Below are 16,416 nucleotides of genomic sequence, written 5' to 3'. Positions count from 1 at the left end.
GTATTTTTCTTAGCAATTCTTGTCCCTTTTTCGAACTGTCCCTAAAACATCTACAAGTACACAAGCTTTTCCATTTGTCTTATACCATGCCCATGGTACACGAATGCCTGTTACCATATCATCCCTTCCCAAGGTGACAATGTTAGTAGCACTACTCCAAATATTATCAAGGTTGGTAGAATAATTAACTTCGAAGGAACCATGAACGACTTGTGTCTGTGAATCCATATACTTATCACCACTTTTATATTGAAATTTAAGATAAAGATTTTTTTCTTTACACTTAGCGGTATTTATTACTTCGTTTTGTGTCGAGAACGCACTTACTTTATCTACATCCTTATTGTCCCATGTGTCATCGCTAGGTGAATAGCAATACCATTTCACCTTGACCTTATCAGGCCTGTGATTTTCAATTTCAATTTTCCAGTCAGCAAAAGATGCTGTAGACGTTAGCATTGCTATTAACATGCCCAATATATTAAAAAGTTTAAACATAGTACCCTCATTGATTCCATTTAAGTAAACATCAAGTGTACAAAGGAAATGTGGAGAAAAAATGGATGAAATGAATGAATAAATTTTATTAACGTCATATGATGGCAAGTTATTAAGCACTACTATCACTAGTTTCAGAGTTGTAAATCAGGTTAATGCAACCGAGTCGAATCTTATTCATGGCGTCACTATCAGCTGGTTGCTGTTATTCGTTGTTTCAAGCTTGAGAAAATTATTTAGTCATATGTTAGCGGTATAGTGGCTTAACAGTAGTATTAATTAAAACTAAATAATTCTCAATTATATTATTTATTACAGGATTTTTTACATTATTTCCGCTCATAAGTCACTAACAAACGTGCTTGTGGCGGAAAAGTAACAAATTCACATGTGAAGAAAACAATATTCCTCCCTAATTCCTCCTAACTTCATTGTTATGCTAACGACAAATAGAGTACTTATTTACCTGTCTTAGTATCTAGAGAATTACATTATTATGCCTTGCTTCATAAATACGAGAAAACAGAAGCTAATATAGTGGCTCAAAAGTCGAAAGGCATAATTTTAGTTTCTTTATCAGTTAAAAATAAAGCAATGAGAACTTGTGAAAAATTCATCGCATAGGTCAACATTGATAAATATTTTAGTGCACTAGCTAGGTATGAGCAACGTTGTTGGAATTTGTTAAGTAACTGTATTTAAATTTTATATTCGATAAACTCAAAAGCCTACAAATTTTTTGGAGGCCATTTTAAGAAGTGATAAATGAAAAAAATAATTGTTGGAACAATTGCCGCGCTTAGTATGACGGTAGCAAATGCATCTTTAATCTCAGAAATTGACCTAATTAATTCTGGTAACACTGATGAATTTTTTAGTTTTATTGACAGTGAGACTTTGGTTACATCAATAATAAAGTATCAATGGATTAACGGTGACCCTGAGTTCGGTCATATGGCAATTCTAAGTGAAAATGATGAGGGTGAGCGAATTGGTATAACTACATTAGCATTCCCTAATGGTACTGAAAAAAAAACAGAAATTAAATATAACATTGATGGTATACATTCAGCAATAATCACTGACGATGGAGTATTGACTCAAGACGGGGAATCATTCAAATATTCTATGATGTTAAAGAATGATGGGATTTGGTGGCAATCAGATTCCTCACAGAATCAAGATAATTTTGATTTATTTGACTTTAAGTGGCTAACTGATACAAAACTTGAAGTATCAATAGTTGCAAATGATTATGGGATTAAATCCTTTCGATACACTATGAGTAATGTACAACGTTACGAATACGATAGCGTTATTGAGATTATTGAACCTGATGCGCCAGTTGATATACCAGAGCCGTCAACATTATTCTTGTTTTCGTTAGTTGGTATTCCTCTATTGATGCGTAGACTAACATAATCTAATTGATTTCCCCCCAGTTAAGAGGAAATTCACTTAATGGGGGGATTAAATGGTACTGAATTACGCACGAATGATATATCAAAAAGCAATCAACGGATCGGTGTGCAATTTAACGATTTAAGTTTACTAGATAACTTGAACATTGAATCTGCGGAAATTCAAATGTATCGATATGCTGGTTACTGGGGAAGTGACGCTGAGATGACAATAGACGCGGATACTATAACATCTTCATGGGAGGAATCTTCAGTTTTATGCTATTGCTAGTACTACGTATACTGATGCTGGAACCAGAGGTTGGCAATCATGGAATATTACTTAACCCATAATTTATCCACATTCTTAAAATAAAATATCAATTACTCTAATTTCATTTGACTGAATCCCTCATGACAAGACTTATTCCGACTGAAAGTAATAATTCACATAATTTAGAACAATTACACCAATTACATGAACGCAGACATGCCTATTCATCGGATATTTCACTTTATGAAAGACTCAGCTTGGCGCAAAAAGTTTCGGCTTGCCATTTACAACAATTTGGTTTTGAGTTGAAATTTATTCGAGGAAAACAGTTAAACTGTTTAGCTATTTTTATCTGTAATAAGTTAAGTGTCACTGTTGATGTTTATGGTGAAATTAATAGCTTTCCTCACTCTACTTTAGAGGAAGAAATTAAACGACAACTTGTTTCAGAAAAATAAATTACTTACCTTTTATGTAAATAAAAAATATAAGACCTCGACTGCCATGTTTTTCAATTACAAGAAAATTATCAGATTAAAGCTCCTAGTAATATTAGACTAAATAAGTAATTCTACAATGATTTTAACGAGACCTAAGCTTGAATGTTTAGCATGTATATTGCCATTATGAGCTTCAATCAAGCTTTTACAAATCGCCACCCCAAGTCCTGAACCGCCAGTTCCTCTACTTCTTGAGCCCTCAACGCGATATAAACGTTCAAATATGTTAGTTAAATCTTCACTAGAAACACTGGGGACGCTATCTTCTATTGATAGAACTAAGGTCTTATTTTGAGTTGTAGTAGTTAACTTAACTCTTCATGGCTTATCGGTATATTTCATACTGTTTGTCAGTAAATTAGTGATAATTTGCTTGATCCTTTCACGACCAAAATCAATAGGTAAACTCTCGGGAAGCACTTACTTATTTCAAAATCGAGTTTGTTCCTTTGTATCATTTGTGTGAATTCGTCTTGCCAAGTATCAAGTGTAATATTTAGCTTAAACGTATTGATGTTGAGGCTTATTGCGCCAATATCGGGTTAATCCAATTGATGAATGTCGTCGATTAAATGTTCAATGTCAGTAAGTTTATTATCAAGTGATAGTTTAATAAAGTCTCTTCGCTTATTTTTTTCAATATTTATAAGTTGATAACTTTCAATTAAGGCTTTGGCTGGATCATTTAATAAAAAGAATTGAAGCGGTAAAACTTCTTTCTTAATGACGACGCTAGCATCAAATTTCTTGCTGATTTGCGTGATTATATTTTTGCTGTCAGCTTGATTTCCATTGAGAAAACACATGAGCGCAAGCTGCTCATATGCAGCTTGGATATACCCATTATTACTAGTTAGTTTTTCATGACTAATTGATTGTTCAAGTATTTTATTGCACGGGCTATTACGGCGTGGTGGTAAGAGAGGTAAAACGGGATATCTTGAAACTCGCTATGTGATTTTGCAAACGTTGCAAGCTCATTTAAGTTATAAGTTGCTTTGTCGAACTCACCCATATCAGTGACTGCGACTGACAAGTTTATTGCTGGTCGGTCAAATTACAATAAAGCTTAATCATTTTCATACTTCAAATCAATATAGTTAAAATTTATCCCTAATTTATCCTAACTCTTTTTGTATCCTCAAGCTAATAGCTGGTTGTTGTCTCTTGGAAAAGGGATGTGTTGTAAGCAAAGGATTGAAATATGTGGTGGATGTATATGAATAAAGTAATGGTTTCTATAAAAGGTTTGTCTCGTCGAGTAACTAATCGTTTCGTTATGATAAGTTTATATCCACTCGTTATGTTTTTATCTTTAACAATCCACGCTGCAGAAACAACGGATGCAGGATTAGTTAACCACCGTTTAGATGTTTATTCAGTCTCTTATAATTTAGGAGATGGTCAATGTACAAATACGCCTAACTCTTTAAACGATGTCGACTTTACTATTACACCCGATGGCGAATACATCGCGACGAGCTTTTCACTGAGAAGTCCTGGTAATAATAACTGTGATGATTATTTTGCCGATATATTTGCCGGTGATGTTTATATATCTACCGATGAAGATGTTACTTTTTATATTAATTCTGATGACGGTAGTAAGCTTTGGGTTGATGGGAATTTAGTTGTTGATAACGATGGGGCCCATGCTGGTCAAGAAAGCAGCGGTACGCTTAACCTTAACCAAGGCTGGCACTACATAGAAGTAAAATATTTTAATAATGCTGGCAGTTATAATTTAACGATCAGTTATAACTCAACATCAATAAATGGTAAAACAGAAATTCCTAATTCCGCACTGCGTTTAGGTGGCGGCTTTGATACTGATGACGATGGCACCAGTAATTTTTATGACACAGATGATGACGGTGACGGCATAAGCGACATTAACGATCATTATCCATTAATTTCAATTACAGGTTATACCGACACTGATGGTGATGGTGCACCAGATGATTGTGCTACAGAATGTTTGGCAACAGGTATGCAAGCCGATACAGATGATGACAACGATGGCGTATTAGACGGTGTAGATGACTTCCCTTTAGATCCAATGGAATCATCTGATAATGATAATGACGGCACGGGTGATAACGCTGATTTGGATGATGATAACGATGGTATGCCAGATGAGTATGAAACACTGTACGGTTTTGATCCTTTGGTCGATGATTCATTGGAAGATCCTGACGGTGACAAAATTAGCAACGTGTTTGAATATAAGTCGAATACCTCGCCGATAGACGGTGCAGATTATCACACCATTTTACTTGAAGAATGGCAATCAGGCGGCACAACCACCTTTGATTTTCTGGGTGACGATCAAGGATCAAGTTCCATAAACCACATTGCACAGCAAGGAGAAAAAGCACTGGTGGTTGGCTCTCGAAGATCAAAAACGAGCCAAGAGATTGAAATAATTCGATTATTGGATAATGGTGAAATAGACACTAGTTTTGCCAACAGCGGACATTTATATATTTTGGATTCAGCGAATATATCGGCAAATGAATTGGTGGTATTTGACGATTTAAGCTTTGGTGTGTTGATCACCGGCTTTAGTGGCGACAAAAGATTTGAATTTCGAAAATATACCGAGGATGGGGTATTAGATCTAGGCTATGCCGACCAAGGCGTCATCACTATAAATGAAGACACTTTAAAATTTGAAAAAGTCGAATTATTAAACGACGACAATTTGATGTTTTCAGGTCAAGAAAATTACGACACGGCCATACTTGGGCGTTATCTTAGCGATGGTACTTTAGATACGTCATTTGGTATCAATGGCTTCTGGCGTACTAAAACCATACTTGGTAACTCAATTGTTAGAGCCGGTGCAGTGGCCCAGCAAGGCGATCATTTTCTGGTGGCAGTAAATGATCACATCGATGGCTATTTAGTACGTCTTGATTCACTGGGAAATCGGGACATGAGTTTTAATCAAAATATTGGCGTAGTCACTGTGTTTTATGATGATAGCGCTGACGACACTGTGAAAGATATTAAAGTAGGCATCAATCAGGGCTTTTGGGTTGTGACTCAGTCGAATAAATCCATGATTCAAAAATATTTCAGTGACGGTACTTTGAATACTAGCTTTGCTGACAGCGGTGAATTTAAATTTGATCGATCCCGTTATTTTAAACAAGCCCTGTTTACGGAAAACTATATAGGCATCTTATTCTCGGATTCACAAACACGAGTGACGGAATACCACTTGTATGACTTAGAGGGAAATCCAGTGTCTGATTACGGTCAAAATGGACAGTTCCAGTTTGTGCTTAATTATGATTTTCTTTCGGGTTCAATGGCCTTGGTTAATAAACACTTATGGTTAGTGGGCGGAGCAGGTTTAAGCGTTAACCCAGGATTTGAAGCTGAGTTTGCAAGTATCTGGTGGCTTGCCAAATTGTTACCAGATACAGATGGCGACGGCATTAACGATTCAATTGATATTGACGACAACAATAATAACCTGATTGATATCTATACATTGGCTGATATCAACGAGATTCGTAATAATCTAGACGGAACCGCCTTTTTTGGATCAAACGCAGGCTGTTTGTCGATTTGTAATGGTTTTGAGCTAATGAACGATTTAGATTTTGATACCTCGGGTAATGGTTATATTGATACCACGGATGATTATTGGACTACAGGGTTAGGTTGGTTACCTATAGGTGATAGTGCGAATAGAGGAAGTAATGCCTTTATCAGTATTTTTCAAGGCAATAATCACATCATTAAAAACTTAATGAGTAACCGCCCGGATGAAAATAATATCGCTTTATTTGGTTATACCTCGAATGGTGCTGAAATTTACAATGTAGGCTTAACAGGCGTTCGTATTGTAGGTAATGCTAGCGTGGGTGGTTTAGTCGGGGATTTAAATTATTCAAAAGTAAAAAATGTTTATGTGATTGGTTCGATTACTTCTGGTAATGAATCGGGCGGCGTTATTGGTTACAGCGAATACAGTGAATTATCAGAGCTTTATCATGTGGGCAATGTCACTGGTGCAGCAGACATGGGCGGCGTGATTGGCTACAGCGAATATGATATTTCAATCAGCCAACTATTCAACATTGGTAATGTCGTGGGTACGACTACTGTAGGTGGTGTTATAGGCACTAATTATGGAGTAGTTACTGATGTTTATTCCGTCGGTAGTGTGACAGGTACAAGTAGTGTTGGTGGTGTTGCTGGTTATATGAATGGCGCAGAGTTACATCGCGTTTATTCAAGCGCTTCTGTTCAAGGTGAGACAAAGACAGGAGCTATCATTGGGTGGATAAATGGTGCCGATAATCTCTTTAGTTCCAGTTATAGCATACCGCAAGATGGAATATCCCCCATCGGTGAAAGTGAGATCATCGATACCAGTATTTCTTTAAGCCAAGCACAGATGAGTTGCCCTCAAAGTGCAGCAGATGCCACTTGTTCTCCTGTAATTTATAATGATTGGGACGATGCTACGCCAGTTTGGAACTTTGGTACAAGCAGTGAACTTCCTGCCCTAATCCTCAACGGTAAAGCTTTTCATGTCGGAGATTTTGATAATGATGGCGTAGATGACAGTATCGATAAATTCCCATCACTTTCAATTACAGGCTTTTCCGATACAGACGGCGATGGCGCACCCGATAACTGTGATGCTACCTGTTTAATTACTGGAATGTCAGCTGATCTTGATGATGACAATGACGGCTATTTCGATACGCAAGAAGTCGGTAATACGGCTCCGGAGATTACTGAATCCAGCCCTTATGCAATCACCATCGATGAAGACAATTCCCCTACAGCTTTTGCCCTAATGTTAAATGCTTCAGACATCGATGCGGATACACTTACTTGGTCAATTATTTCTCAAGGCGAAAATGGTATCGCCAGTGCCCAAGGAGATGGGTTATCTCAAACCATTTCTTATGAACCAACCGAACATTATTACGGTATCGATTCGTTTGACGTTCAGGTTAGTGATAATACTGGTGGTTTTGCACGTATTACGATTAATGTAACAATAAATTCAATTAATGATATACCAATCTCTAAACCTAGGATTGAAACTGGAGGACCTTACGGCGAACCATCTGAAGGTAAAACGCTTAGTTCAAGCACATATCGACTTGATGATATCGATGGCTTAGGAGAGTTAACATTAGTGTGGCGTAGTAATAGTGTTGAAGTTGGGCAAGGTGGAGAATATAAACCTCAAATGTCAGATATAGGTAATACCTTAACGATTGAAGCACAGTATACAGATGGTGCAGGTTATTCTGAAGTCGTTATTTCTAATCCTACGGGTGCCATAGGTATTAATTTAGAGGGTGATTATGATAATGATGGATTACGCAACGAAGAAGAAGTGGCTTTAGGCACGGACATGTACAATGAAGATTCTGATAATGATGGCGTAAATGACTCAAACGATGAATATCCGCTGATTTCATTGAATGGCTTAACCGACACTGACGGCGACGGTCTACCCGATACCTGCGATGCGGCCTGCATTACGTTAGGTATGAAAGCGGATGTTTATGCCACAGGTATTATTAAAGTCAATCCTTTTTCAAGCTGTGATGCACAAAATGATGTGTGTGGTGATACGTGGGAAAATGCATTTCCATATTTACAAGATGCCTTAACTGCCACTACCGCCAATACACAAATTTGGCTGGCACAGGGGATTTATTATCCCGATGATAATCAAGCGGGTGATTTACAAGATGATCCAACCGCTGCTTTTGTCTTCAAACAAAATGTGGCGTTAATTGGCGGATTTACCGATGCTGGCTTTGCGGAAAATGTCAGTGATGCAGACCCGGAACAATTCATTACTGTACTCAGCGCCGATATCACCCAAGACGATACCGTAGACGCCAATAACATCACCGCGAGTTATAAAGACATTGTGGGCAGCAATGCTTACAGCTTGATTCGAGACAGTTCACACATGAACCACTTTAGCGTGCAAGGGGTCACGTTAACGGGGGTACAGGGCGATACCGATAACGCCAATGCTTACGAAAATCAATCGGATTCAGCTATTTCGATTAACCACAGTGGTGCCACGCTTAAACATATCGAAGCCTACGGCAATATCAGTCGTTATGGTTCCGTGTTATCTACCTATAACAATAAAAACTGTACGTTAACGGTTGAAAATTTATATGCCACCAATAATTCCACCCACTTAGAGTCAATTATTCATCTAAACGGCAGTGAGTGTGAATCGAATAATTTTACCAATGTGACGTTAACGAACAATCATGGCTATGCTTCGGCGTTCTATTTTTATAGTGTGACAGAAGATGTAAATCTTAACTATGTCAGTGTACTCAATGAAGATACTTTGTCAGATGAATACGGCGACGCCATCACTTCAGAAATTGAAGGGGGTGCAGGAGAATTAAGTATCTCAAATTCAACGTTTTACAAGGTGGGGGGAATTGGTCATGAATACAGCAGTTTAAATGTCAGTCATTCCACGTTTGTTGAAACTCAAAATCCAATCACAGCATGGTTGAACGATAAAGAAGATGCGTACATTAAATTTAATAGCTTTATTAATAATACTGCCACACGTAATTACAGTGCGGGTATTTATTTTAACAGTGGTTCATTAGATCTGTTTGCCAATGTATTTGTTGGGAACATATCTGGCGATTCTGCAGATAATCTTTATCTTAATAATGGCGCAAGCATGACAGATTCTGGTTATAACTTTTTGTCAGAGCTGAACTCAAGCAATGGTGGCTTTATCCACGATGAGGGCGACAATGTATTCACTCACTTTGATTCAGGTACCAGTGTGGTATCAAACGATGCGATTAATACACTTATTAGCACCACGTTAGCTGACAATGGTGGTGATACATTAACATTATTACCGATTAACGGCGGTGCGCTAGTGGATGTTATGCCCGCAATAGAGTGTATGTTTACCAACGATCAACGTGGAATAATACGTGGATTCAATCAAGCGTGTGATTTAGGCGCGGTAGAAATTTCAGCCCGCGATATTCTAGACACCGACGGCGATGAAATTGCAAATGAGTTCGATACTGATGATGATAATGATGGTTATCCAGATGTCAGCGATGACTTTTCTCTTGATGCAACTGAATGGTTAGATACTGACGGTGACGGTACAGGTAATAATGCAGATAACGACGACGATAATGATGGTATTATCGATAGTCAAGATGGCGCGCCATTGGATGAAAATATTGGCGATATCATCGCCCCAGTTATTAGCTTAACGGGTAACACGTCAATGACCTTAAGTGTTGGAGACAGCTACGTTGACCCCGGTTTTGTAGCCAATGATAATGTTGATGGTGATATTACGGCCAATGTTGTGGCTAGCGGAGCGGTGAATACCGTCACACCAGGCACCTATACCTTAAGTTATAACGTTACAGACAACGCAAATAATTCAGCGCTGACTCAAACCCGTCAAGTGACGGTACAAGATATCTCTGCCCCCGTGATCACGGCACCGAACAATATTATTGTTGCCGCGGTTGATGCTTCAGGTACACCTCAGTCAGCCATTGAAATCAGTACGTTCTTGACTATTGCGCATGCAACGGATGCGGTTGATGGCAATGTCGATGTAGTTTATGACGCACCTGATGTGTTCCCACTGGGTGTGACCACGGTTTACTTTGATGCAGTTGATTTATCAGGAAATGCCGGTAGTGCGCAAGCGACGGTCACTGTGGTTGACCAAACGAAACCAGTGGTGACCTTAACGGGTAACACCTCAATGACCTTAAGTGTTGGAGACAGCTACGTTGACCCAGGTTTTAGCGCGCTTGATAACGTTGATGGTGATATGACGGCGAATGTTGTGGTGGGTGGTAGCGTTGATACCTCAACAGTGGGCACCTATACCATTACGTATAACGTTAACGATGCTGCCAGTAATGCTGCTATCACGCTAACACGTCAAGTGACGGTGCAAGATGTTGAAGCGCCTGTAGTTATCACACCTAATAATATTATTGTTGCAGCGATGGATGCGTTTGGTACGCCAATTTCTAATACTACTATAAGTGCATTTCTTAATGCGGCCAATGCGAGTGACTTGGTTGATGGTCTTGTTGAGGTAACTCATGATGCACCTACAGTGTTTGAAATTGGTACAACGACAGTCACCTTCAGTGCCGTTGATAGTGCAAATAATACCGGTACAGCCCAAGCGACGGTTACCGTAGTCGACCAAGGTCTGCCTGTGATCACCTTAAGTGGCAATACGTCTATTACCTTAAATGTCGGCGATAATTATACCGACCCAGGTTTTAGCGCGCTTGATAATGTTGATGGTGATATTACTAACACTGTTGTGGTCGTTGGTGAGGTTGATACGTCTAACGTTGGCACCTATAGCATTACGTATAACGTTAGCGATGCTGCCAGTAATGCTGCTATCACGCTAACACGTCAAGTGACGGTGCAAGATGTTGAAGCCCCTGTGGTTATTGCACCAAACAATATTATTGTCGCAGCAGTTGATGCGTTTGGAACGCCAATTTCGAATGCCGCTATCAGTGCTTTTCTTAGTGTTGCTAATGCCAGTGATGAAGTCGATGGTCTTATAACAGTAACTCATGATGCACCTACAGTGTTTGAGATTGGTACAACGACAGTCACCTTCAGTGCCGTTGATAGTGCAAATAATACCGGTACAGCCCAAGCGACGGTTACCGTAGTAGACCAGGGTCTGCCTGTGATCACCTTAAGTGGCAATACGTCTATTACCTTAAATGTCGGCGATAATTATACCGACCCAGGTTTTAGCGCGCTTGATAATGTTGATGGTGATATTACTAACACTGTTGTGGTCGTTGGTGAGGTTGATACGTCTAACGTTGGCACCTATAGCATTACGTATAACGTTAGCGATGCTGCCAGTAATGCTGCTATCACGCTAACACGTCAAGTGACGGTGCAAGATGTTGAAGCCCCTGTGGTTATTGCACCAAACAATATTATTGTCGCAGCAGTTGATGCGTTTGGAACGCCAATTTCGAATGCCGCTATCAGTGCTTTTCTTAGTGTTGCTAATGCCAGTGATGAAGTCGATGGTCTTATAACAGTAACTCATAATGCACCTACAGTGTTTGAGATTGGTACAACGACAGTCACCTTCAGTGCCGTTGATAGTGCAAATAATACCGGTACAGCCCAAGCGACGGTTACCGTAGTCGACCAGGGTCTGCCTGTGATCACCTTAAGTGGCAATACGTCTATAACCTTAAGTGTCGGCGATAATTATACCGACCCAGGTTTTAGCGCGCTTGATAACGTTGATGGTGATATGACGGCGAATGTTGTGGTCGGTGGTAGCGTTGATACCTCAACAGTGGGCACCTATAGCATTACGTATAACGTTAGCGATGCTGCCAGTAATGCTGCTATCACGCTAACACGTCAAGTGACGGTGCAAGATTCTTCGGCAATTGATAGTGATGGTGACGGCATATCGGATCTTAATGATGCCTTTCCGTTAGATGAGTCAGAATCAGTCGATACGGACTCAGATGGCACAGGTAACAATGCGGATACTGATGATGATAACGATGGTGTTGAAGATAGTAATGATGCTTTCCCATTAGACATTACTGAATCAATAGATACTGACAGTGATGGCACAGGTAACAATGCGGATTTAGATGACGATAACGATGGTATTTCTGATGAAGATGATCTGTCTCCATTAAATTCAGAGTTAGGTGATGACCAAGTACCTGTTATTGGCAATGTTGAAGTATTAACTTTTGAAGCCTTAGGAGAATTCACGCAAATTGCGTTAATTGCGCCAGAGGTAACGGATAACAATACAAATGCTCCAACTATTACGTCTAATATAATTAATGCTTTAGAGCTTGGTGAACATATCATTACATGGACGGCAGTTGATTTCGCGGGTAATCAATCGATGAAAACGCAAACAATATTTATCGAAGATACTACCGCCCCTGAGTTTTACGTATTAAATGTGTTAACACTCAATAGCAAAGGTCGCTTAACGGAGGTTTCAGCTGAAAGTAATAATGTTGCTATTGACTTAGTTGATGGCGAATTATTAGCAACGCCGATGGGAGTGACTGTGCTTCAATCTGGTCATCATGAAATTGAGCTAACAGCAGACGATTTATCGGGTAATAGAGCGAATACCACATTAATGGTTGATATTTTACCCGAGGTGAGTATTTCCGCTCAACGAAATGTTGAAGCTGGTGGTACATATCATGTGCCCTTTAATTTGAGTGGAGCAGCACCAAGTTACCCCGTTGATGTCCTTTATCGTGTCTCACTGAATAATGAGGTGTATGACGAAGAGTCAGCAAGCATTGATATTGGCACAGAAGGTGAGTTCACAATCACTCTTGATGCTGAGTTAACGTCAGCTGATGTCGTCTCGATAAACGTGGAATCATCAACTAATGCTTTTGTTGGTGAGGCTAATCATACCCAGTTAATAGTTATCGACAATAATGTAGCGCCATTGCTTGATGTTGAATTAAATCAAAACGGTGAAAGTGTCAGTGTGGTTGACCCAGACAACGGTACCGTGACGATAACTGCAACGGTATTAGATGTTAATCAAAAGGATACTCATGCATTGACTTGGGGTGTTGAAGAGAGTGCATTTTTTGATGAAGCGAGTGATAACAATATACTCACTTTTGAAATTAACCCTGAAAACCTTGCAGAAGCCATCTATGCAGTTGTGATTACTGCAGCGGAAAATAACACAGCAGAAAGTTTACAGGTGAGTCAACGTATTCAATTTGTTGTTGAAGAATTAGTAGCACTTGATACCGAAACGGATAGTGATGGTGACGGTGTTATTGATAGTGATGAAGGTTACGGTGACAGTGATGGTGATGGTATTGTTGATTACCTTGATGATGATAGCAATATAACTCGATTAGCTATCGGTGAAAACACAGAGCCGATGCAAACAAGCGCCGGATTAACAATGTCATTAGGCTCATTAGTAGCATCTAAAGGTTCCAGTAGTGAGGATGCAAGTTTAACCGTTGATGATTTAGCCGCTTTAGTGGGGGATGATGCAGCAGATACACAAGACAGTCATTTTGAAGCTATAACTCCACTCTATAACTTCACAATTGCAGGTTTAACCAAGCAAGGCGATTCAGTTGCTGTTGTTATTCCATTAGAGACTGATACATCGCTTCCTTTTGGTGCGGTATACCGTAAGTACAATACCGTTAACGGTTGGTTTGCTTTTGTTGAAGATGAAAATAACAGTGTTAGCTCTTCATTTGTCGATGAAAATGGCAATTGCCCGCCAGCTAATGACGTGAGTTATAACCGCGAATCAGGGGTAGGCCTAGTTGAAGGCGACAACTGTTTTCAACTTATCATTGAAGATGGTGGTCCGAACGATGCTGACTTTGAAGTGAATGGTTCAGTTGAAGATCCCGGTGTCATTGCAATAGAGCAGCAAAACAACTCACCAGAAATAATATTAGTAGAAAACGTGGAGGTTGATGAAGAAAGCCAAGTGACCCTTGATGCATCTAACAGCATAGATGACGACGGAGATACCTTAACGTATAGCTGGGTACAATTATCAGGCACATTGGTTGAACTAAACGATTTAACGAATAGTCAACTCACCTTTATCGGTCCATCTGTTTCAAACGATGAAGTTTTGAGTTTTGAGTTAACCTTAGATGATGGCATTGATAGCAGTAGTCAAACCGTAACAATCACCGTTAATCAAGTAAATAAAGCCCCCCTTGTGAGCATTGATGTACATTCTAATAGTGGACACGAAAATACAACGCTAACGCTTAACGCGACAGGAAGTGATTCTGATGGTGATGCGCTGAGTTATCAGTGGATGCAAATATCAGAAGCCGAAATAAGCTTTGATAATGTTATCAATGCTCAAGTCACTATTATGTTACCTGAAGTAAGTGCTGATGAAATAATAGAAGTAGCAGTGACTGTTAGTGATGGAGATACATCAACAACATCAGTCACAAATTTCACTATTAGTAATGTAACAGAAGTTATCACGGTAACGCCTGATAAAAGCAGCAGTAAAAGTGGTGGGTCTATGGGCATGTTATTGCTACTTATTATCCTTATTAGATTGAGAAAGCCAATCTATACAAAGGTTGCAGCATAACTCTAAGCAGAGTGAAGTTCTTAACATGTAGGTTAAGTACTTCATTAACCTTTTAAATTAAGGATAAATGAATGACAAATAAAATTTTCTCCGATATTAAAAATCATCCTGACTACAATGCCACAATCGAAGAGGTTATAAATAAGGACTTTGATGAAGCGGTGATGGCTGAAGCATTTCGACGCACGGCAAGAGAATCCAGGGCTGAAGCGTTATATGTCCTATTAAAATTGAAATCAATTAAATAGAATGTTTGCAGTTAACAATGCTTTACTCAATTACTATAAGATCTGATTCAACCTAGGATAAGAAGCCATTCTTTTAAATATGATGAAAAGAAAGTCAAGGCGCTTTGGGGGCGAAAGCGAGTTAGAGTAATTAACCTAACGTCAACTATCCCTGAACATAGTTGACGTAAAAATAGAGTTGTTCGCTCTAATAATTAGGAATTATTTGAGGCAGAAGTGTGCATTAGCGGTGTTCAATTTATCCAAAGGTGACAGCTTTAATAAGGCCGAAATATTGTGGCTGAGGTAAATGTAATTAGGCGACATTGATGCTAGAGACTTCCCAGTTACTTCTTCTCAAATAAGTTGGTTAGGTTAAAAATTCTAATAAACGTTTTGAACTACTATTTTGAAAGACATTATTCGGCCAAACTGCATAGAGAGAAATCGGTTCAACTTGCCAATTGGGTAGTAATTCTACTAAGGTTTTATTTTCAATTTCTTTTTCGATTAAATAATCAGGCGGCGTTGCTATACCTGCGCCATTGATACATAGCTGAGTCATAGCTTCAACACTATTTACACTGATATTACTTTCAAAACTAATTTCACATTTTTCACCCTCAGTGTTTACTAACGTTCTGTGATTAGGCAGCATGTCTAATTTTATCCAATGCCATGTGGTTAGGTCTTGAGGAGAAGTAGGGGGGATGTTTTCTTTCCAATAAGCATAGGAACAAACCAATTTTCTCTTAATTTCTCCGATCCGTTTAGACTTCAAATTACTGTCATGCATTGTCCCGGCTCGAAAGGCTAAATCAATACCTTGATGTATTAGGTCTTGCCTGTCGTCGGTATAAAATAACTTAAACTTCAACAAAGGGTGTAACTTACTAAATTGCGCTATTTTTTTGCTTATGTTCGATTTGATTAAGGCTGAAGGTAGCGTCAGGGTTAAAGAACCTCTTAACTCTTGTTGTTCTAGCACTACTTGATTTAATCCTTGCTGTGCAGCTTGGATCATAGTTAAAGCATACTGATACAAGACAGTGCCTTCAGAGGTTAATGACAGTTTTCTAGTCGATCTGTAAATTAACGCCGTACCGACAGACTTTTCTAACTGAGTCACTTGATAGCTAACGACTGAAGGCGAAAGTTTTAGTTCTTTTGCAGCAGCTCGAAAAGATCCCAGTTTGACTGTTTCAGCAAAAATAGCCATTGATCGTAATTCATCTATCATGTGACTCTTTATTAAAGTATTTAGAACAGTGTAAATTGATTCTATCACCTTATCCAAGCAATGGAATGGATATATAGTTTACAAAAAACTAAA

At 39.0% G+C, this 16,416-nt stretch carries 7 protein-coding genes and 1 pseudogene; 4 read left to right on the top strand and 4 right to left on the bottom strand.

What is annotated here, in order from left to right; all coding sequences use genetic code 11:
* Window positions 1-9 precede the first annotated feature (9 nt).
* Window positions 10-498 (bottom strand): hypothetical protein, encoded by a 489-nt coding sequence (locus tag CXF85_RS22515; RefSeq protein WP_101230886.1) that lies wholly within the window; start codon window positions 496-498, stop codon window positions 10-12.
* A 765-nt stretch (window positions 499-1,263) separates the two neighbouring features.
* On the opposite strand from CXF85_RS22515, the gene CXF85_RS22510 reads away from it, so the two are divergent.
* Together CXF85_RS22510 and CXF85_RS22500 are read left to right on the top strand one after the other, a co-directional pair.
* Window positions 1,264-1,920 (top strand): hypothetical protein, encoded by a 657-nt coding sequence (locus tag CXF85_RS22510; RefSeq protein WP_101230885.1) that lies wholly within the window; start codon window positions 1,264-1,266, stop codon window positions 1,918-1,920.
* A 392-nt stretch (window positions 1,921-2,312) separates the two neighbouring features.
* Complete coding sequence (locus CXF85_RS22500; protein WP_101230883.1) at window positions 2,313-2,630, top strand: hypothetical protein; 318 nt, start codon at window positions 2,313-2,315, stop codon at window positions 2,628-2,630.
* A gap of 99 nt (window positions 2,631-2,729) precedes the next feature.
* Here CXF85_RS22500 and CXF85_RS23445 read toward each other — a convergent pair.
* Together CXF85_RS23445 and CXF85_RS22490 are read right to left on the bottom strand one after the other, a co-directional pair.
* Window positions 2,730-2,975, bottom strand: a pseudogene (locus CXF85_RS23445) (ATP-binding protein); the annotation flags it as partial.
* Window positions 2,976-3,214: 239 nt separating this feature from the next.
* Window positions 3,215-3,478, bottom strand: coding sequence for a hypothetical protein (locus CXF85_RS22490; RefSeq protein WP_101230881.1), 264 nt, complete (start codon window positions 3,476-3,478; stop codon window positions 3,215-3,217).
* Window positions 3,479-3,891: 413 nt separating this feature from the next.
* Between CXF85_RS22490 and CXF85_RS22485 the strand changes: the two genes are divergently transcribed.
* Together CXF85_RS22485 and CXF85_RS22900 are read left to right on the top strand one after the other, a co-directional pair.
* Window positions 3,892-14,856, top strand: a complete 10,965-nt coding sequence (locus tag CXF85_RS22485; protein WP_198555742.1) for an immunoglobulin-like domain-containing protein — start codon at window positions 3,892-3,894, stop codon at window positions 14,854-14,856.
* Window positions 14,857-14,927: 71 nt separating this feature from the next.
* Window positions 14,928-15,104, top strand: coding sequence for a hypothetical protein (locus tag CXF85_RS22900; RefSeq protein ID WP_157829170.1), 177 nt, complete (start codon window positions 14,928-14,930; stop codon window positions 15,102-15,104).
* Window positions 15,105-15,453: 349 nt separating this feature from the next.
* Here CXF85_RS22900 and CXF85_RS22480 read toward each other — a convergent pair whose 3' ends face one another.
* Window positions 15,454-16,323, bottom strand: coding sequence for a LysR family transcriptional regulator (locus tag CXF85_RS22480; protein ID WP_101230879.1), 870 nt, complete (start codon window positions 16,321-16,323; stop codon window positions 15,454-15,456).
* Window positions 16,324-16,416: the final 93 nt, after the last annotated feature.

The organism is Colwellia sp. 75C3, assembly GCF_002836255.1.
Lineage (GTDB): Bacteria > Pseudomonadota > Gammaproteobacteria > Enterobacterales > Alteromonadaceae > Colwellia.
Note: the sequence above shows the minus strand (reverse complement) of the source record. Positions and strands in the feature narration are given on the sequence as shown.

Bases quoted from the DNA above. Each gene is read 5' to 3' on its own strand.
- CXF85_RS22510 (WP_101230885.1), top strand. From the start codon at position 1,264: ATGAAAAAAATAATTGTTGGAACAATTGCCGCGCTTAGTATGACGGTA.
- CXF85_RS22500 (WP_101230883.1), top strand. From the start codon at position 2,313: ATGACAAGACTTATTCCGACTGAAAGTAATAATTCACATAATTTAGAA.
- CXF85_RS22485 (WP_198555742.1), top strand. From the start codon at position 3,892: ATGAATAAAGTAATGGTTTCTATAAAAGGTTTGTCTCGTCGAGTAACT.
- CXF85_RS22480 (WP_101230879.1), bottom strand. From the start codon at position 16,323: ATGATAGATGAATTACGATCAATGGCTATTTTTGCTGAAACAGTCAAA.
- CXF85_RS22900 (WP_157829170.1), top strand. From the start codon at position 14,928: ATGACAAATAAAATTTTCTCCGATATTAAAAATCATCCTGACTACAAT.
- CXF85_RS22515 (WP_101230886.1), bottom strand. From the start codon at position 498: ATGTTTAAACTTTTTAATATATTGGGCATGTTAATAGCAATGCTAACG.
- CXF85_RS22490 (WP_101230881.1), bottom strand. From the start codon at position 3,478: ATGTGTTTTCTCAATGGAAATCAAGCTGACAGCAAAAATATAATCACG.